Source organism: Aureimonas sp. SA4125 (assembly GCF_019973775.1).
Lineage (GTDB): Bacteria > Pseudomonadota > Alphaproteobacteria > Rhizobiales > Rhizobiaceae > Plantimonas.
The window spans coordinates 894351-918931 of record NZ_AP025032.1; the positions used below are offsets into that span (position 1 = coordinate 894351).

Genomic DNA, 24581 nt, shown 5'->3' on the forward strand with positions numbered 1-24581 from the left:
GCCATCGCCCCGGGAGGGCGGGGCTCCGGCCGGACCGGCCGGCCGGCGCGCGCTTATTCTCCGCCGAGCCCCATGGTGATCTGCATCTTCACCTCGCCCTTTGGCGCCGATGCCGCGATCTCGAAGGCCTCGACGCTGTCGGCGAAGGCGAAGCTGCGGGTGATCAGCGGCGCGACATCGATCGTGCCGGAGGCCAGCATCGCCACGCAGCGCGGAAACACGTGGGCGTAGCGGAACACGTGCTCGACCCGCGCCTCCTTCAGCATGGCCGCCGCGACGTCGTAGGCGACGGGCTTCAGCGGGATGCCGACGAAGACGAGGACGCCGCCGGGACAGAGCGGCTCGAAGATGCCGGCGACGGCACGCTCGGAGCCGGAACATTCGTAGATCGCGTCGGCGCCCCAGCCATCGGTCGCCGCCTTCACGGCGTCGGCGAGATTTTCCCGCGAGACGTTGACGGTGGTGACGGCGCCGAGGCCGCGGGCGATGTCGAGCTTGGTGTCGTCGACGTCCGAGACGATCACCCGCGCCGCTCCGCCGGCCAGCGCCGCCAGCACAGTGACGAGACCGATCGGCCCGGCACCGATGACGACGGCGATGTGGCCCGGCGCCGCGCGCGCCTTCGTCACCGCGTGGACGCCGACGGCGAGCGGCTCGACCATGGCCGCGGCGGCAAAGGAGACGCTGTCCGGCAGCTTGAAGGTGAAGGCCTCGGGGTGGACGACGCTCGAGCGCAGCACGCCATGGATCGGCGGTGTCGCCCAGAACCGCACCGCAGGGTCCAGATTGTAGAGGCCGAGCCGCGTCGCCCGCGACGTCGGCTCGGGAATGCCGGGTTCCATGCAGACGCGGTCGCCGACTTTGAGGCCCGTCACCTCGGCGCCCGTCTCGGTGACGATTCCGGACGCCTCGTGCCCGAGGATCATCGGCGCCTTGACGACGAAGGGGCCGATGGCGCCATGGGTGTAGTAATGGACATCCGAGCCGCAGATTCCGACGGTGTGGATGGCGATGCGGACGTCGTGGGGTCCGAGTTTCTCGTCGATGGGAAAATCGCGAAGCGACAGCCGATCCTTCGCTTCGAGGACGAGGGCGCGGCTATCGTCGCCGTGCGGGAGTGCGTGAGCCTGTGACATGTCACCGTTCCGGTTGTCGGCCGCCGGCCATGACCGTCGCGGCGGGGGAAGTTCGTCCGCCGTCACCGGCAGACGCTCGCTGGCAACGCGTCGGTGCCGAGGTGCAACATAGAGCGTCGGGCGAAAAAGTGGGAACCGGTTTTCGCAGTATCCGGCGCGGCAACTTGAAAGCCGGCGTTTCGCGCGATCCCGGAAAATCGCCCGAAACGCTGGCCGAGGCGGCCCGGCCGGTCTGCCATCGACCATCCGCTGCGGTCGAAATCGCCCCCTTTGCACGGGAGGCGATGGTCGGCTTTTGTCCCGGCGAACGGACAATTCGGCAGCGCGCCTCGCACACGCGCCTGCTTCGCCGAACCTGGCGCGGCGCAGGGCCGATCCGCCTCAGTCCTCGACGAGGATCGTTCCGGCGACCTCGATGCCGAAGCCGGTGAGGCCGACATAGGATCGCTCCTGGGTGGCGAGAACGGAGATCGAGCGGACGCCGAGATCGCGCAGGATCTGCGCGCCGACGCCGACCTCGCGCCAGCGGCGCATGCGGTTGCGGGCGCTGACATGGCGCTCGCCGTCGCTCGGCGCTTCGACATGGTCGGCAATGCCCACCGGAGTGGCCTCGAAATCGTCGACATGCGGCTGGCGCAGCAGCATCAGCACGCCCTGGCCATGCGTCTTCAGCGTCTCGACGGCGATGTCGACCCAGGTCTTGGAGGCTGTCGTACGGTTGAAGAGGTCGAGCACCGGCTGCTCGCGATGGATGCGGGTCGGCACCCGCTCGCGGCCGCGCACGTCGCCGAAGATGGCGACCACATGCTGCATGGCGTCGAACGGCGTCTCGTAAATGCGGATCGTGCCCTCCATGCCGGCGATCTGCATCGTCTCCTCCTTGACGCAGGTGACGAAGGACTCGCGCCGGATACGGAAGGAGATGAGGTCCTCGATCGAGATGATCTTGAGCCCGTGCTCGCGCGCGAACGGGATGAGCTCGGCGAGGCGCTTCACCGTGCCGTCGTCGTTGACGATCTCGGCGAGGATGCCGACCGGCGGCAGGCCGGCGAGATGGGCGAGGTCGCAGCCGGCCTCGGTATGGCCCGACCGTGTCAGCACGCCGCCGGCCCGGGCGATCAGCGGGAAGATGTGGCCGGGACGCAGAAAATCGCCGCCCGAGCAGTTGTCGTTGGCCAGTGCCCGCACCGTGTTCGTGCGCTCCTCGGCGGAGATGCCGGTGGTCATGCCGACCCTGTAGTCGACCGAGACGGTGAAGGCCGTGCGCATGGGATCGAGATTGTTGGCGACCATCGGCGGCAGGTTCAGGGCCTCGGCCCTTTCGGCCGGCATGGGCGCACAGATGATGCCGCTGGTATGGCGGATCATGAAGGCCATCTTCTCCGGCGTCGTCTTGGCGGCGGCCATGATCAGGTCGCCCTCATTCTCGCGATCGGTATCGTCGACAACCACGACCATCTCGCCGGCGGCGATCGCGGCGATCGCATCTTCGATTGTGTCGAGTTCCATGAGAAGGCTCCTGCCGGCTTGCACCTTTGCGACGCTCGTACGCCGTGGGCGCGTCCGGATCAACGGCCTGGGCGTTGACGCTGCGGATATCAGCCGCGGCCGCGATAGGGCGGAACGCCCTGATCGGGCAGAAAAACGCCTTCGGGCGGTGCGCCGGTCTGCCAGAACACGTCGATCGGGATGCCGCCGCGCGGGTACCAGTAGCCGCCGATCCGCAGCCACAGGGGCTTCGTCGCCTCGACGATCCGGCGGGCGACCTCGACCGTGCAGCTCTCATGGAAGCTGCCATGGTTGCGGAAGCTGGTGAGAAAGAGCTTCAGCGATTTGGACTCCACCAGCTTTTCATCCGGCGCGTAGTCGATGACGAGATGGGCGAAGTCCGGCTGGCCGGTGACCGGGCAGAGCGAGGTGAATTCGGGGCAGGCGAAGCGCACGATGGTCGGCGGCCCCGGAATGCGGGTGTAGGGAACGGTTTCCAGCACCGCCTCGTCTGGCGAGGTGGCGGGACGCGCGTCGGCGCCGAGCTGGGTCAGGTTCATCTCGGTCATGTCAGGCCTTCAAAGAGGACGCTTCAGCGGGCGCCGGGAAGATCGGGCGGCATCGGCAGGCCGGGAAGAATCCCTGCCTGGGCGACTTCCGAGTAGCCCTGCCAGATCATTTCCACGGCGACAAAGAGAATGACCGCAAGGCCGATCCAGGAAATGGAGCGATAACGCTGAAGCAGGCGTGCGATCAAGGTGGCGGCGGCGCCCATCAGGACGACGGAGATCAGAAGGCCCACGACCAGCACCTCGACATGGTCGCGCGCGGCGCCGGCGACGGCAAGGACATTGTCGAGCGACATGGAGACGTCGGCGAGCATGATCTGGAAGATGGCCTGGCCAAAACTCTTTGCCGGCACGCTTTCATCCGCAGCGGTGATGTCGGTCGGGCCCTGCCGCACCTCCCGGAACATGCGGTAGCACACGTAGAGGAGGAGCAATCCGCCGGCGAGGGTCAGCCCGACGATCTCGAGAAGCTGAACCGCGACCACCGCCAGGAGGATGCGCAGAAAGACGGCCGCGACGATGCCCCAGAAGATCACCCGTGCGCGGATCGCGGGCGCCACGCCCGCCGCCACCATGCCGACGACGATGGCGTTGTCGCCGGCCAGCGCCACGTCGATCAGGAGCACCTGAAGGAGGGCGCTGAACTCCGCGGCCCAGAAGATTTCGTTCATTCGCGGGCTCCTGGCCACTGTGGGGGCGAAACACTCTGTGCATGGCGCGGGCCGGCGACAGCACACGGAAGGGACCTTCGATCCCGACTAAATTTCCGGTTTGGCCCGCCGCCTGTCGCGCGCCGCCGCGGCGATGTTATGCTGCAGGGATGATCGACAAGCTGGAATATTTCATCGCACTCGCCGCCGAGCGCCATTTCGGCCGCGCCGCCGAGCGGCTGGGCGTGACCCAGCCGACGCTTTCGGCGGGCATCAGGCAGCTCGAAGAGCGGCTCGGCGTGACGCTCGTCAATCGAGGCTCGCGCTTCCAGGGGATCACCGCGGAAGGCGAGCGGGTGCTCGTCTGGGCGCGCCGGATCGTCGAGGACGTGCGAACCATGCATGACGAGATCCGCTCGGTGCGCCTTGGCATTTCGGGGCACCTGCGCATCGCGGTCATCCCGACGGCGCTCGCCATCGTCTCGCGGCTGACCACGCCGTTCTTCAAGCGCCATCCCGGCGTCACTTTCGACATCGTCTCGCAGACCTCGTCGGAAATCATCAAGCGGATCGAGGATTTCGAGATCGACCTCGGCATCACCTATCTGGACGACGAGAGGCTCGGCCGCATCGACAAGCGGCCCCTCTACGACGAGCGCTATTGCCTGGTGACGACGCGGGGCAACCCCTTTGCCGACAACGAGACCGTGACCTGGGCCGAGGCGGCGTCGATCCCCTTGTGCCTTCTCTCCAATACCATGCAGAACCGCAAGATCCTCAACGGGCTCCTCGGCTCGACCGGGGCGCCCTTCGAGACGGTGCTGGAATCCAACTCCATGATCGCGCTGATCGCACATGTGCGCACCGGTCACTTCGCCACCATCATGCCGTTCCGCTCGGCCGAAATCTTGGGGCTCGGCGATCCCATGTGCACCATTCCGATCGTCGAGCCGGATGCCGCCTACCGTATCGGCCTCGTCGCCGCCAAACGCGATCCCCGGCCGCCGCTGATCGCCGCCTTCTGGTCGGAGTCGGCCGATGCTGGGCTCGAGTGATAGAAATCCTCTATCGTCAGACGGAAGTTGGGCATTGATTTCAGTGTGAAATAAGCGCCATCTCCTTGAAATGGTTCTAAGGGAGGCGGGAGCTCGTGACTTACCAGACGGCGTTTGACGCCGCGGATGCTGCTGATGTCATCAATGAGCACAGGCATCTGGAGGGGCCGTTGCTGCCCATCCTGCATGCCCTTCAGGGGCGTTTTGGGCTGATCGGCGAGGAAGCCGTCCGGCTGATTTCGGCAGAGCTCAACCTGTCGCGTGCCGAGGTCTACGGCGTCGTCTCCTTCTATCACGATTTCCGCAAGGAGCCCCACGGCCGCCACGTCCTGAAGGTCTGCCGGGCGGAGGCCTGCCAGTCGATGGGGAGCGATGCCATCGCCGACTCCCTCGAACGGGCGCTCGGCATCAAGTTCGGCGAGACGTCCGCCGACGGCCAGGTGACGCTGGAAGCCGTTTACTGCCTCGGACTCTGTGCCGTCGCGCCTTCGGCCATGCTGGACGGACGACTGATCGGCCGATTGTCGGAGGCCAAGGTCGCGCTGCTCGCCGAGGAGATCCGCCTGTGATCCGCGTCTTCATTCCGCTCGACTCCTTTGCCGTCGCTCTCGGCGCGGACGAGATCGCCGACGAACTCGCGCTCGCCATCACCAGATCGGATCTCGACGCGACCATCGTGCGCAACGGCTCGCACGGCCTTGCCTGGCTGGAGCCGCTGCTCGAGGTCGAAACGCCGGAAGGGCGCATTGCCTACGGTCCGATCGAGCCGGGCGAGATCGCGGGACTTTTGAAGGCCGGCTTCCTCACGGGCGGCCAGCACCCCAAGCGCATCGGCGACATCCAGAAGCATCCCTATCTCGCCAACCAGACCCGGCTGACCTTCAGACGCTGCGGCATCATCGATCCGCTGTCGCTGGGTGACTACCGTGACCTTGGCGGCTTCGAGGGGCTGAAGCGCGCAATCGCGATGACACCGCACGAGATCGTCCAGGAAGTCACCGACTCCGGCCTGCGCGGCCGTGGTGGCGCGGGTTTCCCGACGGGCGTCAAATGGAAGACGGTGCTCGAGACCGAGGCCGATCGCAAATATATCGTCGTCAACGCCGACGAGGGCGATTCAGGCACCTTCGCCGATCGGATGATCATGGAAGGCGACCCGTTCTGCCTGATCGAGGGCATGGTCATCGCGGGCCTTGCCACCAAGGCGACGAAGGGTTTCATCTATACCCGCTCGGAATATCCGGTCGCCATCCGCATTGTCGAGGAAGCCATCCGCCTCGCCTACGAGGCCGGCATCATCGGCAAGTCGGTCATGGGCACGGGGCCTGCCTTCGACATCGAAATGCGCGTCGGCGCCGGGGCCTATGTCTGCGGCGAGGAAACCGCCCTTCTCGAGAGTCTCGAAGGCAAGCGCGGCCAGGTTCGTGCCAAGCCGCCGCTGCCGGCGCACAAGGGTTTCATGGATCGCCCGACGGTGATCAACAACATCATCTCGATCACCTCCGTGCCGATCATCCTCGCCGAGGGCGCCGAGCAGTACAAGAATTTCGGCACCGGCCGTTCGCGCGGCACGATCCCGATCCAGATCGCCGGCAACGTCAAGTTCGGCGGCCTCTACGAGACCGCCTTCGGCCTGACGCTCGGCGAGATCGTCGACGGCATCGGCGGGGGCACGGCGTCCGGCCGCCCGGTGCGGGCGGTCCAGGTCGGCGGCCCGCTCGGCGCCTATTTCCCGCGCGAGCTTTTCGACACACCCTTCGACTACGAAGCGTTCGCCGCGCGCGACGGCCTCATCGGCCATGCTGGCCTCGTGGTGTTCGACGACAGCGTCGACATGCTGAAGCAGGCCCGCTTCGCCTTCGAGTTCTGCGCCATCGAATCCTGCGGCAAGTGCACCCCCTGCCGCATCGGCGCCGTGCGCGGGCTGGAATCGGTCGAGAAGATCATCGCCGGAGATCGCCCGGCGGAGAACATCGCTTTGGTCGAGGACCTCTGCAACACCATGAAGTTCGGCTCGCTCTGCGCGCTCGGCGGCTTCACGCCCTATCCCGTCATGAGCGCCATCACGCACTTCCCGGAAGACTTCCACGGCCATTCGCAGCCCGTCCGCGAGGCGGCGGAATGACGGGACTTTCACCGCCATGTCTCTCGATTTCGCCGGTTTCGAATGGGACGCTGGAAACATCGAGAAATGCGCCAAGCACGGCGTCTCCCGGGAGGAGATCGAAACGGTGCTTTCCGGCGAGCCGGCGCTTCGCGAAGATCCGTTCGATCGCGCGGTCGAGCGACGTCTGCGGGCCATCGGGCGCACGCCGGCAGGGCGCTATATCTTCGTCGTCTTCACGTTTCGCCAGTCTGTCGGACACTGGCGGATCCGGCCTATCAGCGCGCGCTACATGCATTCCAGGGAGGCAGGGCACTATGAGCAGAGTTGACCTGAAGCCGCTGCCGGAATTTGCCAGCGACGAGGAAGCCGAGCGTTTCGTCGACGAGGCGGATCTCACCGAATACGACCTATCGGGCTTCCATCCTGTTCGTCTGATCGAAACGGCCCCGGTCGATCTTCCGCGCACGCTTGTCGATCGGCTGGGAGAGCGCGCCGCGGTCGCGGGCATCTCGCGGGACCGGTATATCGCCTCTCTGCTCGAAGAACACCTCGCGGCCGCCCCCAAATGACCTCCGGTCGCGCAGCGCCTCGGCAAGACAATGGAGCGCAAGCGCTCCCCAATAATCAAGGGAGGATTGTCCCATGAGTCTCATCCAGGAAATCGATTTCGGCACCCCGAAATCGAAAGCCGAGAAGGAAGTGACGCTCACCATCGACGGGCGTCGCGTCAGCGTGCCGGAGGGGACGTCGATCATGCGTGCGGCGATGGATGCCGGCATCCAGGTGCCGAAGCTCTGCGCCACGGACATGCTGGATTCCTTCGGCTCCTGCCGCATCTGCGTCGTCGAGATCGCCGGTCGCAACGGCACGCCCGCCTCGTGCACGACGCCCGCCATGGAGGGCATGTCGGTCACCACCCAGACCGAGCGGCTGAAGCGCATCCGCAAGGGCGTGATGGAGCTCTACATCTCCGACCATCCGCTCGACTGCCTGACCTGCGCGGCCAACGGTGACTGCGAGCTGCAGGACATGGCGGGCGCGGTCGGCCTGCGCGAAGTTCGCTACGGCTATGAGGGCGAGAACCATCTGAAGAAGCAGAAGGACCAGTCGAACCCCTATTTCCAGTTCGATCCGGCCAAATGCATCGTCTGCTCGCGCTGCGTGCGCGCCTGCGAGGACGTGCAGGGCACCTTTGCGCTGACCATCGAGGGCAGGGGGTTCGACAGCCAGGTCTCCGCCGGGCTGATGTCGGACAACTTTTTCTCGTCGGAATGCGTCTCCTGCGGCGCCTGCGTCCAGGCCTGCCCGACGGCGACGCTCGAGGAGAAGTCGGTCATCCAGATCGGCCTGCCCGAGCATTCGGTCGTCACCACCTGCGCCTATTGCGGCGTCGGCTGCTCGTTCAAGGCCGAGATGCGCGGCGAGGAACTGGTGCGCATGGTGCCGGACAAGGACGGCAAGGCCAATCGCGGCCACTCCTGCGTCAAGGGGCGCTTTGCCCTCGGCTACGCCACGCACAAGGACCGCATCCTGAAGCCGATGATCCGCGCCACCTACAAGGACGAGTGGCGTGAAGTCTCCTGGGACGAGGCGCTGGGCTTTGCCGCCTCGAAGATCAAGGAGATCCAGGCGAAATACGGCCGCGGTTCGGTCGGCGCCATCTCGTCCTCGCGCTGTACCAACGAGGAGGTCTATCTCGTCCAGAAGCTGGTGCGCGCGGGCTTTGGCAACAACAACATCGACACCTGTGCCCGCGTCTGCCACTCGCCGACCGGCTACGGCCTGTCGACCGCCTTCGGTACCTCGGCAGGCACGCAGGACTTCGATTCCGTCGAGGATTCCGACGTCATCCTTGTCATCGGCGCGAATCCGACCGACGGCCATCCGGTCTTCGCCTCGCGCATGAAGAAGCGGATCCGCGAGGGCGCGCGCCTCATCGTCATCGATCCCCGCCGCATCGACCTCGTGCGCACCCCGCATGTCGAGGCCGACTATCACCTTCCGCTGACGCCGGGCACGAACGTCGCGATGATGACGGCACTCGCCCATGTCATCGTCACCGAAGGCCTGATGGCCGAGGAATTCATCCGCGAGCGCTGCGACTGGGACGCGTTCCAGGACTGGGCGACCTTCGTTTCCGACGAGAGCCGCTCGCCGGAGGCCGTCGCCGGAATTACCGGCGTCGATCCCGAACTCGTGCGCAAGGCCGCGCGCCTCTATGCCACCGGCGGCAACGGCGCGATCTACTACGGCCTCGGCGTCACCGAGCACAGCCAGGGCTCGACCACGGTCATGGCGATCGCCAACCTTGCCATGGTCACCGGCAATATCGGCCGGCGCGGCGTCGGCGTGAACCCGTTGCGCGGCCAGAACAACGTCCAGGGCGCCTGCGACATGGGCTCCTTCCCGCACGAGTTCACCGGCTACCGGCACGTTTCGCGCGATGACGTGCGCGAGACCTTCGAGAGCCTGTGGAAGGTGAAGATCGACCACGAGCCGGGCCTGCGTATCCCCAACATGTTCGACGCCGCCGTCGACGGTACCTTCAAGGGGCTCTACGTCCAGGGCGAGGACATCCTGCAGTCCGATCCCGACACCAAGCATGTTTCGGCCGGCCTCGACGCGCTGGAACTTCTGATCGTCCAGGACCTCTTCCTGAACGAGACGGCGAACTACGCCAATGTCTTCCTGCCGGGTTCGTCCTTCCTCGAAAAGGACGGCACCTTCACCAATGCCGAGCGCCGCATCAACCGCGTGCGCCGCGTCATGAGCCCGAAATCCGGCTATGCCGACTGGGAAATCACCCAGCGCCTGGCGCAGGAAATCGGCATGGACATGAACTACACCCACCCCTCGGAGATCATGGACGAGATCTCGAAGGTGACGCCGACCTTCGCCAATGTCAGCTACGCCCTTCTCGAGAAGGAGGGCTCGGTGCAGTGGCCGTGCAACGAGCAGCATCCCGAGGGCACCCCGACGATGCACATCGGCGAGTTCATGCGCGGCAAGGGCAATTTCGTCGTCACCGAATATGTCGCGACCGACGAGCGCACCGGCCCGCGCTTCCCGCTTCTGCTCACCACCGGCCGGATCCTGTCGCAGTACAATGTCGGCGCGCAGACGCGGCGCACCGACAACGTCGTCTGGCATGACCAGGATCTGCTCGAGATCCATCCGCACGACGCCGAGATGCGCGGCGTGCGCGACGGCGACTGGGTGAAGCTCGACAGCCGCGCCGGCTCGACCTCGCTGCGCGCCAAGGTCACCGACCGCGTCGCCGTCGGCGTCGTCTACACGACCTTCCACCACCCGATGACGCAGGTGAACGTCATCACCACCGACTTCTCGGACTGGGCCACCAATTGCCCGGAATACAAGGTGACGGCGGTGCAGATCTCGCCCTCCAACGGCCCGACCGAATGGCAGGAGGAGTACCGCGAACTCACCGAGGACAGCCGCCGCATCGCGCCGATCCTCGACGCGGCGGAATAGGCGTGATGACCGAGGGCGCCACGCGCATCCCGGTGCTCGCCTTCCGAGGCGGACGGTTCGTCGCCATTGAGCGCGCTGTGCCGGCGGAGTGCGCCGTGGCGATCTCCGTCAATGGGTCCACCCACGCCGTGATGATGGCGACCCCAAGGGATGTCGAGGACCTTGGCATCGGCCTCGCCCTCAATGAGGGGATAGTGGCGGGGCTGGACGAGATCGCGCGGCTCGAGGTGGTCGAGACCGAGCTCGGGCTCGACTGCCGAATCTGGCTGTCGGAAGAGCGCAGCCAGACCTACACGGCGCGCCGCCGGCAGATGGCGGGTCCCGTCGGTTGTGGTATCTGCGGCGTCGAATCGCTGGCGCTGGCGGCGCGCGAACTTCCCGTCGTCGCCGACGATCTCACCATCGCGCCGGAGGCGATCGTCGCGGCGGTCGCGGCCATGGCCTGCGAGCAGTCGCTGGGGCGCGCCACGCGCGCCGTCCACGCCGCCGCCTTCCACCGCGAGGGCACGGTCAGGCAGGTTCTGACGCGCGAGGATGTCGGCCGACACAATGCGCTGGACAAGGTTGCGGGCGCGCTGGCGCAGCAGGGCGTCGACCCGGCCAGCGGCTTTCTGACCATAACCAGCCGCCTTTCCGTCGAACTGATCCAGAAGGCGGCGATGATGGGCTGCGGCCTGATCGCGGCGGTCTCCGTGCCGTCGGCACTGGCGGTTGCCGAGGCAGAAGCCGCCGGCATCACCCTCGTGGCGGTCGTGCGCGGCGACGAGTTCGAGATCTTCACCCATCCCGGCCGCGTCGTCGGCGCCTTCTCATCCGTCCACGAAGAGACCAGCCATGCAGCATGACAAACTGATCCACATGGCCAACCAGATCGCGACCTTCTGCGCCTCCAATCCCAAAGGCGCCCGCGCGACGGCGAACGTCGCCGATCACATCAACAGTTTCTGGGAGCCACGCATGCGCGCCAAGCTGTTCGAGCGGATCGAGAGTGGATCGGTCGAGGACGTCCATCCGCTCGTACTGGAAGCGATGGCCGATATCCGTCGTCCCGTCGTGCCAGAGGCTACGTCGCAGGAGTAGGCTGCCTTCGCCGAAAGAGCCTGCCGCCGAGACTCTCCACCCGCTTTAACGCGACGCGCCACGCGAGCGATGCGCGTCGAAGGCCAGGGCCTCGAACCGGCCATGGCGCTCATGGAAGACCTCGCTCATCCGCGCACGCAGGAAGCGCCGGGCATCCGCCTGCGCCCTGAACGGTTTTTGCGCGGCGTCCCCGAAATCCCTGACGTGATGCACGATCACGATCCGTCCCCGCGTCGCATTCGCGAGGGATCGCAGTAGCACCCGGCAGTCGCGGAGACCGAGGTAGTAGAGAATCTCCGACACCACGATCAGGTCGAAGGTGCCTTTGGGCATTTCCCGCGGCAGAACCGCGACAGCCGTTTCGACCCCGTCCAGATGCGCCGTCCGCCGTTCTGCCTCGGTGATGACCGTCGGCGATGAATCGAGTGCCAGCAGCCGCAGGCTGCGCGGCGCCAGTGCGAGCGTCGTCTCGCCATTGGCGCAGGCAAGCTCCAGCGTCCGACCATACGGGCGGTCGCCGCAGGCGCGCAGCAGGACCTTCCGCTTGAACGCCTCGAATCGGGAAGCGCGATAGTTCCACGGGTCGACATCGGCCCGGAACATCGCCTCGAAACCCTCCGGCCCGATCGCCTTCATGGCAGCGGGCGCCAGTATTCTTCCGTCGGACCCGTGAGCCTGTCGATCGTCTCGGTCGAGAGACGAAAGGCAGTCGGATCGTCGTCGATCAGCGCCGTCGTCTGCGACAGGTGCGCGGCCGTCGCCGAGCGTTTGGCGGCAACCGCCGCGCTAATATCGTAGCCGACCCGCTCGGCCTCCCCGGCATGGGGATGGTCTCCCTCGGCGCCCAGTTCGTGAAGCCAGATCGCATATTCCAGCGTCTGCGGCGGATGCGGCAGCTCTGCCATCGCCCGGTGCAGCAGCGCCCATGTGTCGCGGTGGTCGCAATGCGGGTCGCGCCGCCAGGGCAGAAGAACCAGTTCGGGCCGAAAATCGGCCAGCAGGGCGATGACGGCCGATCGCGCCTCGGCCTCCGCATCACTCCCCGACGGCGGCATGGCCGCGTCGGGCAGACGCAGGAAGGTGCGCCCGGAGTCGGGCGTGCCGAGGCGCCCAATGGCATCGGCTGCCTCGACTTCGCGCTGTGCCGCCAGGGCCGAGCGGGACCAGACGGCGGAGCCGGTATGCGATGCGCCGCCGTCCGTCACGAAAAGGAAATGGAACGAGCGGCCGACGCGGGCGAGCGTCGCGATCAGCCCGCCGCAGCCGAGCGACTCATCGTCGGGATGCGGTGCCACGACGAGAATGCGCTCGGCCGCGACGGTCTCCGGGTCGAGCGATGGGCGAGGGTCAAGCTGTCTCATTGGCATGGTCATGCGTTCATCCTGGTGCCCACCGGCCGGCGACGATTGCCTGGCCGAGCGCGGCGAGCGCACCATCCGGATTGGGCTGGCGCAAATAGGTCCGGAGATCGCGCACGAGGCGCTCCAGCGGGTGGGGCGCGATGAACCCGCCCGCGCCGACGCTGCGCTCGGCCAGTTCCAGGACCCTCAGCGCCTCGGTCTCGACAACGGTCCGGAAGGCGTTGGCAGTCGAGACAAGGCGCTCGCTCGACGTCGGCGTCTTGGCCTCGGCGGCTTCCTGCCACGTGGCGGCAGCCCGGTCGAGCCAGGCATAGCCGGTCTCCACGGCGATCCCCATCCGTGCGATCCGGTGGCTCTGGTAGGGGTCTCCCTCTCGCCTGATCCGGGTCAGGTGGTTGACGGCGACGTCGAGGATGGCGTGCATGCCACCCAGCTGCACCGCGGCGAAGCGGATCGCACCACCGGAAAACCAGGGTTGTGCGATGTAGACGTCGGGATCGCCGAGTATCCAGCTTGGCGGGACTTCACGGCGGCCGAAATCGACGATGTGGCTGCCGGATGCGTGCATGCCCATCGGCCGCCACCAGCTGCGATCGACGCTGACGTCGTCGAGGGGAACCGCCAGCATCTGCCGCCCGCCGGGTGTCGAAACCGTCACGATCGCCGTGGCGAGGCCGTCGACGCCGGAGGCGAAATTCTTGGCGCCGACGAGATGACCGTCCTCCAGCAGAAGGGGGTTGCCCGGCATGTCCGTGTTCCAGACGCCGAAGACCTTGCCTTGCGCCGTCGCTGTGCGCGCGTCGGTGCGCTGTTCCGGCGTGCCGCAGGCCTCGATCAGCAGCATCGCATTGCAATGCCCCTCGAAGATCCGCCCGGTGCTGAGGTCGCCGCGCCCGACGGCGGCGAGAAGTTGCAGCAGGGTTCCGATATCCGAGGCGGCGATCGGCGGCAGGGCGACATGTCCACCGCTTCGCAGGATGTCGAAATTTCTCTCGGGAAAGCTGCCCGAGCGATCGCTGTCTGGCGCATTGGCAGCCAGTGCCCGCGTCAGTCCAAGGAAACCGGGAGCATCGAGCCGTTCATGCAGCACGGGCGATCTCCCTGATCTGCCCGAGCATCACCTCGACTGCCGCGATGGCCGCATCGATGGGAACGGTCGCTGCCGCGTCGGGCTCGCCGACCGCAAAACCCTCGACGAGACGGGCGCCGGGCAAGGGATTTCCCCCGCTGTCGCAGAGGACACCCGGATCGACGCCGATCTCGTAGGCGAGGGCGACCCGGTCTGCGACGGAGGCGTGTTCCAGTTGCCGCAGCCTGCGTCGGCGGCTCAAACGCGCGATGACGCGCAGCGGATCCTCGACGAGGAGCGGAGTGCCCAAGGCCTCCTCGCGCATCCACTCCTTCAGGCAGTCCGCCATGCCCCCCTTGGCCCGACCGACCAGGCGGGCCGAGACGTCGATGCGCACGTCCAGCGGATGCCGAAGCCGGTAGCCCGCTGCCACGACCTTCGAGACGAAGGCGATATCCTCGCGGAGCGGCAGCGTGGGCAGACCGCCGACGGCGGCATAGACGTCCGCCCGCACGGCAAGGCTGGCGCCCGTGTGGTCGCGATGGCGCGGCCATGGGTCATGCTCGATCGGATCGATCCACGCGGCCAGCCGATCGGTCAGTTTGGCATAGTGCAGATGAAGGCTCGCGCGACGGCGAAAGCCCGGGCCGAGTTGCGCCTCCTCCGCTTCATTGCCGCGGATGATGCCGCCGACAAGATCGACGTCGTTGAGGTGGCGCAGGTTCGCATCGACCCAGTCCGATGGAGGGACGGCGTCGGCATCCGTCGTCAGGATCGCGCAGTGCTGGCGGTCTTCGGCAGAAGCCAGAGCCGTGTCCATCGCCAGACGCCGGGCATTGCCGACATGGGCGTCTTCGGCGGGCAGCTGGATGTTGATGAGGGTGACGGACAGCCGCGGCTCGGCGTCGATCGCGGCGGCGACGGCCGCGCTGGAGCCGTCGACGCAATTGTTGAGGACAATGACCACAGCGAGCGGTCGACCGGAGTGTCGTTGCCAGCTTTGTCCGGCGAGCGCTGCCAGCAGTGCCGGAAGCCGCCGTTCCTCGTTGCGCGCCGGTATGGCTACTACCGGCCAGTGCTCCCCCGCCTTGCTCATGCCCGCTGTCCCGTCAGATGTCACAGAGTCATGAACTGACGAAGTCAGCTTATGTTGCGCGGGCTCGGTAGCTGGCTCCTTAGTCTTCGGTTCTGAGTTTCGCCGGACAGGCATTGCAGATGGCAAAGCTCCTAGGGCTGCAGCATGATCTTGCCCTTGTTGATGCCGCCCAGCGCCGGAGCCAATTTTTCCAAGGCTTCGCCGAGGGATAGAGTGGCGGCGACGTCGGTCTTCCAGGCGCCGGAGATGAACCGTCGCTGCACCGTCGTGAAGGCGGCCTCCCGCTGCGCCGGGGGCGCAGACTTCAGCCACTGGCTGAGCCAGAAGCCTTCGATCTTCTTTCCCATGAAGATGAGCTGAGCGAGATTGGCGAGGCGAGGCGGGGTGTCGGACAAAACGCCGTAGACGATCCAGTGCGCCCCCTGCGGCATGGCGGCAAAGATGTCGGCGGCGTTCTGGTCGCCGACGGCGTCGAGCAGCACGGTTGGCTTGTCCGCCACAAGGGCCGCGCCGAGCGCCTCGGCATAGTCGGACGCGCCGGAGTTCAGGACGGTCTGGGCCCCCATCTGCGCCAGCAGCGCACGATGCTCCTCCCGGCGCACGATCGGGATGGCGTGCATTCCCTTCTCGCGGGCAAGCGAGCCGATCAGCTTGCACAACTGGCTGGCGCCCGCCGTCATCAGGAAGGCCTTGGCGCCGAGGTCCTCGGCGACATGCACCATGGCGACGGCGCTCAGCGGGTTGACGATCAGCGCCGCCGCATCCTCGTCGCGCAGGCCTTCGGCAAGTGGCACCACGGCGGCGACGTCGGTCAGCGCATATTCGGCCCAGGTCCCGGAGCCCGTGGCCACAACCGACAGCGCGACGCGCTTGCCGATCAGGGCTTCGCCCGCCGCATCGCCCGCCGCCACGACCACGCCCATGCCCTCGAAACCCGCCGGCACGCCCCGGCGCCGCGGTTGTCCGTATTCCCCCTTGATGAAGTGGACGTCGGACGGATTGACGTTGGCGAGCCCGATCCTGACGAGGACATTGCGGCCCGTCGCCTTCGGCACCGGGATTTCCCGGAGCTCGAGCCAGTCGCCGGCCTGCGCGATGCCAAGGCCTGTCGACGTCCCGGCATAGCCTTCGCCGGTGACGACCAGCGCCTTCATCGTTTCGGGAGGGGTCATGGCGGGATCCTTTTCTGGGTGCCGTCGGCGTTTCACCAGGGGTGGCGGCCGGGGAATAGTGTTCGAAGATAGGCTGCGGGGGCCGGATGGGTACCGCCCGACGTCGCAAGCCACCGGCGACTGCACAGGCGATGGTGGACCAGCGGGACTCCCGGTGTCAGTTTCGGCGAAGGTGCCGCGCGGTCGCGGCTTCGGGAGGGAAGCAATGGGTGTTTTGGACAGGCTCTTTTCGGTTGAGGGCAAGACGGCGCTCGTCACCGGCGGCGCCACCGGCATCGGCCGGATGATCGCGACCGGTCTTGCCGCCGGCGGCGCGCGGGTGCTGATCGCCTCGCGCAAGGCCGAGGCCTGTCTTGCCGCTGCGGACGACATCAATGCCGAGGGCCATCCCGGCCGGGTCGAGGGGTTCGGCGGCGACGTCGCGACGGAGTCCGGCATCATGGCCCTCGTGGCGGCGCTGGGCGAGAAGACGGAGAGGCTCGACATCCTCGTCAACAATGCCGGCGTCTCCTGGGGGGCGCCGCTCGACGACTTCCCCCACGAGGCCTGGGCCCGCGTCATGGGTGTCAACGTCGCCGGCCTGTTCACGCTGACGCAGCAGCTCCTGCCGCAGCTCACGCGCCACGCCTCGGCTGGGGATCCCGCCCGCATCGTCAATCTTGGCTCGGTGATGGGGGCAGCGCCGCTCGGCGACGGCGCCTATTCCTACGCCGCCTCGAAAGCCGCCGTGCATCACCTGACGAAGATCCTCGCCAAGGAACTCGCCGGCCGCCACGTCACGGTCAATGCCCTGGCGCCCGGGCCCTTCGCCTCGAAGATGACGGCCTTTGCCACCGGCACGGCGGAAAAGGCCGCGGCGGTCGGGCGCGGCGTGCCGCTGGGCCGGATCGGTCATGCCGACGACATCGCCGGTGCGACCCTGTTTCTTTGCAGCCGTGCCGGGGCGTATACGACGGGAGCGATTCTGCCGGTCGACGGTGGCATCGGGGTCGAGACCGGCCATGCCTTGTTCGAGGAAGGATGATTCTTGTCAGATGCCGAAAGGCGCGCCGAAGAAGCGGCGCTGCAGAAAAAGCTGATTCCGCTCGCCGACTACCGGGCGCTTCTCGGCGGCGAGGAAAAGCTCTCGGACTGGCTGATGGTCGACCAGGCGATGATCGACACCTTTGCCGATGCGACGATCGACCATCAGTTCATCCACGTCGATCCCGCCCGCGCCAAGGCCGAGGCGCCCTTCGGCGGCACCATCGCCCATGGGTTCCTGACCCTGTCGCTGCTGTCGCGCCTCGCCTTCGACGCGCTTCCCGGCGTCGAGCGCACGCGCATGGGGATCAATTACGGGTTCGACCGCGTGCGCTTCATGAACCCGGTGAAATCGGGTGTCCGCATCCGGGGTCGGTTCAAGCTGGTCGACCTGACGGAAAGGGCGGTGTCGCTGCAATCGGCGTGGGACGCGACGATCGAGATCGAGGGCGCGGTGAAGCCTGCTTTGACCGCGCACTGGATCACCCTGGCAGTGCTCAGCCCGCCCGAGGAATAGTCTCGCCCGCGCACCCGCGCGCCGATATGTCCGGAGCGGATGGCTTCGCGCGGACGTTCTCGCGTGAAGCCGCCGGCCGCCAATTTCAGTGGGCGGAGACGCTCACCGCATCGATCGTCGGAACGTACCAGTCGGGGGGATCGAGCGGCGCGATGTGCACGCTCATGTCTCCCGGTTCCACCGGGCCGATGAAGTTGGCAAACGCGACCTCGGCGGCATCGCGGCCGACGCCGATCCGCACCAGTCCCTCGATCGCCGCCTGGCGGGTCGGGTCGAAGAGATACCAGCGCCCGCCGAGATAGGCCTCGAAGACGGCGTGAAAATCCTGCGGGCGAAGCCGCCAGGCATAGACGCTGACATAGCGGGCGGGAATGCCGAGCGCGCGGCAGAGAGCGATGCCGAGATGGGCGAAGTCGCGACAGACGCCGGCACGGTCGACAAGCGTGTCGAGCGTCGAGGTGTGGAGATCGCTCGATCCCGAGATGTAGCCGAGCTGGCCGTAGATCCAGTTGCAGATGCCGGTGACCCGGTCATGCCCGCGCGCCATCGCCCCGAACTCGATGTTGGCGAGGTGCGCCAGCCGGTCCGCCTCGCAATAGCGGCTTGGAATGAGATAGGGCAGCACCCGCGGCGGCAGCACCGCGGCATCGGTCTCGCCGATGTCCGTCGCGTCGAGACGCAGGGGATGGTGATCCACGATCGCCTCGTAGCGCAGCGTCAGCGGACCCGGCCCGGTCTCGAAGCGCAGGCAGCGGTTGCCGGTCTCGGGCATGACGTAGGTCTCGATGGTCTGCGGCGGGTCGATCGTCAGGCTTTCCTCGATCACGGTCTGACTCTCGTTGCCCGCCGCCTGCACATTGAAGAAGAACAGCGCCCGGTCCCAGGCTTCGTAGGAGAGCGTGCAGCCGAGCTTGAAGTGCATGAAGATGTCCGGCGGTTCGAGGTCGGCGTGGCAGGGTTCACGCTTTACGCGACGGCGACGTTGACGACCATATCCCGACGCGTGATCCTGCAAAAATCCGCAGCGAATGAACCCGCGAATCGGGCCGTCGCAGCTCGGCCTTCGCGCAGAGGCTGGGGCCCCGCTATCCGATCGCCGGGCGATCGCAGGACAAGGATGCAAAAGCGATGACCTCACCCTCCTGGCCGAAGGCCGTGCTCTTCGATCTCGACGGCACGCTGATCGACTCGGCGCCCGACATCCATGCCTCGCTGAACCAGACGCTGGAGAGCCTCGGCGAGCCGCCCTTCCTCCTCGAGGCGGTCGTCGGCATGATCGGGGGCGGGGTGCCGAAGCTGATCGAGCGGGCCTATGCGGCGCTGGGCAAGGACATCGACCCGGCCTCGCTCGACCGGGTCGTCGACCGCTTCCTCGCCATCTACAAGCCGCGCGCGACGGAACTGACGACGTTGAACGCCGGCGCCAGCGACACGACCCGCAGCCTGGGCGAAAGCGGCATGCCGATCGGCGTCGTTACCAACAAGCCGGAGGCCGAGACGCGTGAAATCCTCGTCCATTTCGGCCTTGCCGACCTCATGGCGATCATCGTCGGCGGCGATGCCGGGCCGGAGAAGAAGCCGGCGCCCGGACTGCTGCTGCTCGCCTGCGAAAGGCTGGGGCTGGCGCCGGCCGACGTCGTCTTCGTCGGCGATTCGGAGAACGACGTGGATGCCGCGAAGGCCGCCGGCATGGCGGTCGTCGCCGTCCGCGGCGGTTACACCAGCCACGGCGCCGACGCCCTCGGGGCCAGCGCCGTCGTCGATCGCCTGAACGATCTGCCGGATGCCTTGCAGGCCCTGGCGGCAGTCGAGGGCCGGGTGTGAGCGCCTTCATCTTCGATGTCGACGGCACGCTGTCGGAAACCGAGGAAATGCATCGCGCCGCCTTCAACGCGGCCTTCGCCGAGGCGAACCTGCCCTGGCACTGGGACACCGACCGCTACCGGGAACTGCTGAAGGTTTCCGGCGGCAAGGAGCGGCTGCGCACTTTTGTCGAGGAGGGGGAGATCGTCTCCGACATGCCGTTCGACGCGTTGATCCCGGCGCTTCACCAGGCCAAGACGCGCCATTACGTCGAGGCCGTCGCCGGGGGACAAACGGCCCTCCGGCCCGGCGTCCTGGACCTCGTGATGGAGGCCCGGCGGCGCGGCATCCGGCTGGCGATCGCGACGACGACGAGTCGCGAGAACGTCGACGGGCTGCTCGCCACGGCCTTCGGCGACGCCGATCTTTTCGAAGTGATCGCCTGTGGCGACATGGTCGCCGAGAAGAAACCGGCGCCCGACATCTACGACCTGGCGCTCGAAAGACTTGGCCTGCCGGCCGAAGCCTGCCTCGCCTTCGAGGATTCCAGCAACGGGCTGCGCGCCGCCAAGGCGGCGGGCCTGCGCTGCGTCGTGACCCCTGCACGGTACACCCTCGACGAGGATTTCACGGGGGCGGACCTCGTCCTGCCCGATCTCCGCCACGCCGGACCGGTGTGGAAACTTTTCGGCGCCGGGGACGGAAAGCAGCCGCCGGGTCTGCCCTTGTCCCCGTGACGGGAACACGAGACACTGACGGGGATTGTCGTACGGTGGCGCGGACGCGCCGGTGGTCGACGGGGTCTCGGCGCAGGCCGAAGGCCCGGCGTCAGGCACGAAAGGGAGATGAGCGATGAGCGAGTTGAATTACGAGATCGTCCAGCATGATGGCGGCTGGGCTTACAAGGTGTCCGACGTCTTCTCCGAGACATTTCCCACCCACGACCATGCTCTCGTGGCCGCCAAGAATGCAGCCGCCCGGCAGTCGCTTTCCGGCGAGACGGACGGCATCAGCTATCAGGACGCATCGGGACGGTGGCACGAGGAACTGGCGCAGGGGACCGATCGCCCGCAGACTCATGTCGTCGATGTCGCCGAACCCGATCCGAAGGGCTGAGGGGACCGGCGGGTCTTGGCGACAGGCCGGCAGTGGCTGTTTGACGCAGACTGCTATCGATGGGCTGCTCGGGTCCCACGCGATACCACGGTTGGACGGACCGCGACGGTGCGCTGATGTCGGCCAGAGACAGGATGAAGTGGAGCGAGGGGCGCCCCAGCCCTTGCGGCCCTGCGCCACCACGGGGGGATTGGGAGAGCCTGCCACCTGGCGGTACCCTTTCAAGACAGGAAGGGGATCCATGTCGCAGGTTCTGCACGAGCGAGATGTCGGCGAGGGGAGCGATCCAGGCCAGCGTGCCAAGGACGTCGCTGCACTCCTGCATTTCTCCATTTATATCGCGAAGGAAGCCAGTCGGCTGGGCATTCCTGCGGCGGCAGAGAAGGCGCGGATGATCGAGGAGGACCTCCTTCTCGCGCTCGTTCGCGACACTGATGGAAAGGATAAACGGAAATAGCCTTTGTGAAACCGCAACAGGTGCTCTAGCTCGTATCCTCGGGAGCCTAATATTTTCCTGGAGTATGAGAAGTGCGTTTAGAGCCAGATGTCGTGGATGTGCACGTGGGGCGTCGCGTCCGCCAAATTCGATTGCAGAAGAACCTGACCCAGGAAGAACTCGGGCAGAAGGTCGGCGTCAGCTATCAGCAGGTCCAGAAGTACGAAACCGGCGCGAACCGCATCAGCGCCAGCCGCCTCTACCGGATTGCCGTCGAGTTCGATGTTGCGCCGGGCTGGTTCTTCGATGGTATCGAATCCGTCGAGATGGATCTCCCTCAAAACGATAGCCATCAGCATTCGGAGCCGGCGGGCATTGCGAGGTTGGCGGTGATGGCGCCCAGAGCGCCGGCACCCGCCACGTGACATACCGCCGACTTCGCCGAGGATCGATCAAGCGTGCGGACCTCGTGTCGGCAGGAACTACCCCGAAGACGATTTCATGCCTGATCGCTGGGCCGGCGGGTTTCGCGGGCGCAGGCACTCTCCGGCCCTCCGGGCCGGGTGCCTTGGTCGGCCTCTGCAAGAGCACGCTGTCCAAGGCAGGCGCCGGACAATTCGGCCCTGTCTCGCGCCGGCCGCGCCGGTCGGTGCGTCGCGGATATGGTTTCGCCAACCCGCCGGCCTCGTCAGCAGTCGAGCGTGTTCTCGCGCTCCCAGTCGGTCAGGTGGCGGGAGTAGGCGTTCCACTCCTCGCCCTTCAGCTTCAGATAGCTCGGGACTACCGCGCCGAGCCGCTGCTTCATGATGTCGGACGCGCCGAGGGCGCGCAGCGCGTCGAGCAGATTCAGCGGCAGCCTCTTGGCATCACCGACCGTATGGCCTTCGGTGTACATGTTGATATCGAGCCGCGGACCGGGATCGCGCGCGTTCTCCAACCCGTCCAGCCCGGCGGCGATGATGCCGGCCTGCAGCAGATAGGGGTTGGCCGCGCCGTCGGCGAGGCGGATCTCGAAGCGGTTGCCCTCGGGGATGCGGATGAGGTGCGTGCGGTTGTTGCCGGTATAGGTGATCGCATTCGGCGCCCAGGTGGCCCCCGAGGTCGTCCGCGGCGCATTGATGCGCTTGTAGGAATTGACCGTCGGATTGAAGATCGCCGTCAACGCCTCGGCCGAGTGCATGATGCCGCCGAGGAACTGGTAGCCGATCTTGGAAATCCCGAGCTCTCCGTCCGGGTCCTCGAAGACGTTCGTCTCGCCTTGCCAGAGCGAGACATGCGCGTGGCAGCCCGATCCCGTGAGGTCGATGAAGGGTTTCGGCATGAAGGTTGCGCGCAGCCCGTGCTTCTCGGCGATCGAGCGGGCCATGTACTTGAAGAAGGCGTGGCGGTCGGCCGTGAGGAGCGCGTCGTCGAAGGCCCAGTTCATCTCGAACTGGCCGTTCGCATCCTCGTGGTCGCTCTGGTAGGGCTTCCAGCCGAGGGCGAGCATGGCGTCGCCGATCTCGGTGATGATGTCGTACTGGCGCATCAGGGCCGATTGGTCGTAGCAGGGCTTCATCTGCCGGTCGGCCTGATCGCAGACCGCCCGCCCGTCCGGCGTCGTCAGGAAGAACTCGCATTCGACGCCGGTCTTGACCGCATAGCCCTTGGCCGCGGCCTCGGCGACGAGCCGCTTCAGCGTGTTGCGGGGCGCGTGCTCGACCGGGGCCCCGTTCATCCAGGGATCCGCCGCGAGCCAGCCGACCTCCGGCTTCCACGGCAACTGAATGAGACTGTCCGGATCGGGCTTGGCGAAGACGTCGGGGTCGGCCGGCGACATGTCGAGCCAGGTGGCAAAGCCGGCGAACCCGGCGCCGTCCTCGGCCATCTTGTCGATCGCCTGGGCCGGCACCAGCTTGGCGCGCTGCACGCCGAAGAGGTCGGTATAGGAGATCAGGAAATACTTGATCCCGCGCTTTTTCGCGATCGCTTCCAGGCTGGCTGACATGAAATCCCCTCGGTCGAAATGGTCTTGTGATCGGGCAGGCATCGCGGGATACGAAGAAGGGGCGTCTTGCGCCCCTTCGATCAAAGTCCTGTCTGTCCGGGGATCCAGCTCGTCCCGGCGAGCGGCACGCGGGCCATGGCCGCCGCTTCCATGGTCAGGGCGACGAGATCTTCGGGTTCGAGATTGTGGACATGGCTCTTGCCGCACGCCCGGGCGATGGTCTGCGCCTCGAGCGTCAGGACGGCGAGGTAGTTGGCGAGGCGCCGGCCGGCGAGCACCGGGTCGAGGCGGGCGGCGAGCTCCGGGTTCTGCGTGGTGATGCCGGCGGGGTCGAGGCCCTCGTGCCAGTCGTCATAGGCGCCGGCCGTGGTGCCGAGCTTCTGGTATTCGGCCTCCAGCGCCGGGTCGTTGTCGCCGAGCGCGATCAGCGCCGCCGAGCCGATCGAGACCGCATCGGCACCGAGTGCCAGGGCCTTGGCGACATCCGCGCCGGAGCGGATGCCGCCGGAGACGATCAGCTGCACCTTGCGGTGCATGCCGAGGTCCTGCAGCGCCCGAACGGCCGGGGCGATGGCCGCGAGGATCGGCAGGCCGACATTCTCGATGAACACTTCCTGCGTCGCCGCCGTGCCGCCCTGCATGCCGTCGAGGACGACGACGTCGGCACCCGACTTCACCGCCAGCGCGGTGTCGTAATAGGGCCGGGAGGCCCCGATCTTGACGTAGATCGGCTTCTCCCAGTCGGTGATCTCCCGGAGTTCCTCGATCTTGATCTCAAGATCGTCCGGCCCGGTCCAGTCGGGATGGCGGCAGGCCGAGCGCTGGTCGATGCCTTCCGGCAAGGTGCGCATCTTGGCGACGCGCGGCGAGATCTTCTGGCCGAGCAGCATGCCGCCGCCACCGGGCTTGGCGCCCTGACCGATGACGATCTCGATCGCGTCGGCGCGGCGCAGGTCCTTCGGGTTCATGCCGTAGCGCGAGGGGAGGTACTGGTAGACGAGGATCGAGGAATGCCCACGCTCCTCCTCGGTCATGCCGCCGTCGCCCGTGGTCGTCGAGGTCCCGGCAAGGCTCGCGCCACGGCCGAGCGCTTCCTTGGCCTGCCCCGACAGCGACCCGAAACTCATGCCGGCAATGGTGACCGGAATTTTCAGCCGGATCGGCTTCTTGGCGAAGCGCGATCCGAGGACGACGTCGGTGCCGCATTTCTCGCGGTAGCCTTCGAGCGGATAGCGCGAGATCGACGCGCCGAGGAAGAGCAGATCGTCGAAATGCGGCACCTTGCGCTTGGCGCCGCCGCCGCGGATGTCGTAGATGCCGGTTGCCGCCGCGCGCTGGATCTCCGAGATCGTGTGCGGATCGAAAGTCGCGGAATAGCGCGGCAGCGTGCGGTGGACGGGTTTCATCGGAGCGTTCATGACGGG

At 66.8% G+C, this 24581-nt stretch carries 27 protein-coding genes; 15 read left to right on the forward strand and 12 right to left on the reverse strand.

All coding sequences use genetic code 11. From position 1 onward, the window contains the following. Window positions 1–53 precede the first annotated feature (53 nt). The 4 genes from Sa4125_RS04105 to Sa4125_RS04120 form a co-directional block, all read right to left on the reverse strand. Entirely contained in the window at window positions 54–1136 is a 1083-nt protein-coding gene (locus Sa4125_RS04105) for an NAD(P)-dependent alcohol dehydrogenase (RefSeq protein WP_224003940.1), read from the reverse strand. A 381-nt stretch (window positions 1137–1517) separates the two neighbouring features. Then, window positions 1518–2645 carry a 3,4-dihydroxy-2-butanone-4-phosphate synthase gene (gene ribB / locus Sa4125_RS04110; RefSeq protein WP_224003942.1) on the reverse strand — a complete coding sequence of 376 codons (1128 nt, stop codon included), beginning with the start codon at window positions 2643–2645 and terminating at the stop codon, window positions 1518–1520. A gap of 89 nt (window positions 2646–2734) precedes the next feature. Further along, entirely contained in the window at window positions 2735–3193 is a 459-nt protein-coding gene (gene queF / locus Sa4125_RS04115; protein ID WP_224003944.1) for a preQ(1) synthase, read from the reverse strand. A gap of 23 nt (window positions 3194–3216) precedes the next feature. Further along, window positions 3217–3864: a YjbE family putative metal transport protein gene (locus Sa4125_RS04120; RefSeq protein WP_224003946.1), complete on the reverse strand. Its 648-nt coding sequence runs from the start codon at window positions 3862–3864 to the stop codon at window positions 3217–3219. A gap of 149 nt (window positions 3865–4013) precedes the next feature. Here Sa4125_RS04120 and Sa4125_RS04125 point away from each other — a divergent pair, with 149 nt between their 5' ends. The 8 genes from Sa4125_RS04125 (at window position 4014) to Sa4125_RS04160 (ending at window position 11577) form a co-directional block, all read left to right on the forward strand. Next, window positions 4014–4898: a LysR family transcriptional regulator gene (locus Sa4125_RS04125; RefSeq protein WP_224003948.1), complete on the forward strand. Its 885-nt coding sequence runs from the start codon at window positions 4014–4016 to the stop codon at window positions 4896–4898. Between the two features lie 170 nt (window positions 4899–5068). Next, window positions 5069–5467, forward strand: coding sequence for a formate dehydrogenase subunit gamma (locus tag Sa4125_RS04130; RefSeq protein WP_267461355.1), 399 nt, complete (start codon window positions 5069–5071; stop codon window positions 5465–5467). Next, on the forward strand, window positions 5464–7023 hold the full coding sequence (locus Sa4125_RS04135; RefSeq protein WP_224003952.1) for an NADH-quinone oxidoreductase subunit NuoF: 1560 nt from the start codon (window positions 5464–5466) through the stop codon (window positions 7021–7023). The genes Sa4125_RS04130 and Sa4125_RS04135 overlap by 4 nt, the downstream gene beginning before the upstream one ends. A gap of 16 nt (window positions 7024–7039) precedes the next feature. After that, window positions 7040–7333: a BrnT family toxin gene (locus tag Sa4125_RS04140; protein WP_224003954.1), complete on the forward strand. Its 294-nt coding sequence runs from the start codon at window positions 7040–7042 to the stop codon at window positions 7331–7333. After that, window positions 7320–7574: a CopG family antitoxin gene (locus tag Sa4125_RS04145; protein ID WP_224003956.1), complete on the forward strand. Its 255-nt coding sequence runs from the start codon at window positions 7320–7322 to the stop codon at window positions 7572–7574. The genes Sa4125_RS04140 and Sa4125_RS04145 overlap by 14 nt, the downstream gene beginning before the upstream one ends. 73 nt (window positions 7575–7647) lie before the next feature. Next, entirely contained in the window at window positions 7648–10497 is a 2850-nt protein-coding gene (gene fdhF / locus Sa4125_RS04150; protein WP_224003958.1) for a formate dehydrogenase subunit alpha, read from the forward strand. 5 nt (window positions 10498–10502) lie between these two features. After that, the gene (gene fdhD / locus Sa4125_RS04155) at window positions 10503–11342 is read left to right on the forward strand and encodes a formate dehydrogenase accessory sulfurtransferase FdhD (protein WP_224003960.1); all 840 of its coding nucleotides are present in this window, start codon (window positions 10503–10505) and stop codon (window positions 11340–11342) included. After that, complete coding sequence (locus Sa4125_RS04160) at window positions 11332–11577, forward strand: formate dehydrogenase subunit delta (RefSeq protein WP_224003962.1); 246 nt, start codon at window positions 11332–11334, stop codon at window positions 11575–11577. Before fdhD ends, Sa4125_RS04160 begins: the two co-directional genes overlap by 11 nt. A gap of 45 nt (window positions 11578–11622) precedes the next feature. Here the strand turns inward: Sa4125_RS04160 and Sa4125_RS04165 are convergent, their stop codons facing one another. From Sa4125_RS04165 to Sa4125_RS04185, 5 genes are all read right to left on the reverse strand, one after another. After that, window positions 11623–12213 carry an SAM-dependent methyltransferase gene (locus Sa4125_RS04165; protein ID WP_224003964.1) on the reverse strand — a complete coding sequence of 197 codons (591 nt, stop codon included), beginning with the start codon at window positions 12211–12213 and terminating at the stop codon, window positions 11623–11625. After that, window positions 12210–12938, reverse strand: coding sequence for a PIG-L deacetylase family protein (locus Sa4125_RS04170; RefSeq protein WP_224003966.1), 729 nt, complete (start codon window positions 12936–12938; stop codon window positions 12210–12212). The genes Sa4125_RS04165 and Sa4125_RS04170 overlap by 4 nt, the downstream gene beginning before the upstream one ends. A 16-nt stretch (window positions 12939–12954) precedes the next feature. Next, entirely contained in the window at window positions 12955–14028 is a 1074-nt protein-coding gene (locus tag Sa4125_RS04175) for an acyl-CoA dehydrogenase family protein (protein ID WP_224003968.1), read from the reverse strand. Then, complete coding sequence (locus tag Sa4125_RS04180) at window positions 14018–15103, reverse strand: glycosyltransferase (protein WP_224003970.1); 1086 nt, start codon at window positions 15101–15103, stop codon at window positions 14018–14020. The genes Sa4125_RS04175 and Sa4125_RS04180 overlap by 11 nt, the downstream gene beginning before the upstream one ends. Window positions 15104–15234: 131 nt before the next feature. Beyond that, window positions 15235–16275 carry a zinc-binding dehydrogenase gene (locus Sa4125_RS04185; RefSeq protein WP_224003973.1) on the reverse strand — a complete coding sequence of 347 codons (1041 nt, stop codon included), beginning with the start codon at window positions 16273–16275 and terminating at the stop codon, window positions 15235–15237. A gap of 205 nt (window positions 16276–16480) precedes the next feature. On the opposite strand from Sa4125_RS04185, the gene Sa4125_RS04190 reads away from it, so the two are divergent. Continuing rightward, window positions 16481–17299: an SDR family oxidoreductase gene (locus Sa4125_RS04190; RefSeq protein WP_224003975.1), complete on the forward strand. Its 819-nt coding sequence runs from the start codon at window positions 16481–16483 to the stop codon at window positions 17297–17299. A gap of 3 nt (window positions 17300–17302) precedes the next feature. Then, the gene (locus Sa4125_RS04195; RefSeq protein WP_275967463.1) at window positions 17303–17815 is read left to right on the forward strand and encodes a MaoC family dehydratase; all 513 of its coding nucleotides are present in this window, start codon (window positions 17303–17305) and stop codon (window positions 17813–17815) included. Window positions 17816–17900: 85 nt separating this feature from the next. Here Sa4125_RS04195 and Sa4125_RS04200 read toward each other — a convergent pair whose 3' ends face one another. Next, window positions 17901–18737 (reverse strand): transglutaminase family protein, encoded by an 837-nt coding sequence (locus Sa4125_RS04200; RefSeq protein WP_224003977.1) that lies wholly within the window; start codon window positions 18735–18737, stop codon window positions 17901–17903. 206 nt (window positions 18738–18943) lie between these two features. On the opposite strand from Sa4125_RS04200, the gene gph reads away from it, so the two are divergent. The 5 genes from gph (at window position 18944) to Sa4125_RS04225 (ending at window position 21595) form a co-directional block, all read left to right on the forward strand. After that, a complete protein-coding gene (gph, locus tag Sa4125_RS04205) occupies window positions 18944–19639 on the forward strand; it encodes a phosphoglycolate phosphatase (protein WP_224003979.1) in 696 nt (231 codons plus the stop codon). After that, entirely contained in the window at window positions 19636–20355 is a 720-nt protein-coding gene (locus Sa4125_RS04210; RefSeq protein WP_224003981.1) for an HAD-IA family hydrolase, read from the forward strand. The genes gph and Sa4125_RS04210 overlap by 4 nt, the downstream gene beginning before the upstream one ends. 115 nt (window positions 20356–20470) lie before the next feature. Further along, window positions 20471–20734 carry a DUF2188 domain-containing protein gene (locus Sa4125_RS04215; protein WP_224003983.1) on the forward strand — a complete coding sequence of 88 codons (264 nt, stop codon included), beginning with the start codon at window positions 20471–20473 and terminating at the stop codon, window positions 20732–20734. A 241-nt stretch (window positions 20735–20975) separates the two neighbouring features. Then, the gene (locus Sa4125_RS04220) at window positions 20976–21191 is read left to right on the forward strand and encodes a hypothetical protein (protein WP_224003985.1); all 216 of its coding nucleotides are present in this window, start codon (window positions 20976–20978) and stop codon (window positions 21189–21191) included. Window positions 21192–21295: 104 nt separating this feature from the next. Further along, entirely contained in the window at window positions 21296–21595 is a 300-nt protein-coding gene (locus Sa4125_RS04225; protein WP_224003987.1) for a helix-turn-helix transcriptional regulator, read from the forward strand. A 263-nt stretch (window positions 21596–21858) separates the two neighbouring features. Here Sa4125_RS04225 and glnT read toward each other — a convergent pair whose 3' ends face one another. After that, entirely contained in the window at window positions 21859–23157 is a 1299-nt protein-coding gene (glnT, locus tag Sa4125_RS04230) for a type III glutamate--ammonia ligase (protein ID WP_224003989.1), read from the reverse strand. Window positions 23158–23237: 80 nt separating this feature from the next. Beyond that, window positions 23238–24575 (reverse strand): FMN-binding glutamate synthase family protein, encoded by a 1338-nt coding sequence (locus tag Sa4125_RS04235; protein WP_224003991.1) that lies wholly within the window; start codon window positions 24573–24575, stop codon window positions 23238–23240. Window positions 24576–24581: the final 6 nt, after the last annotated feature.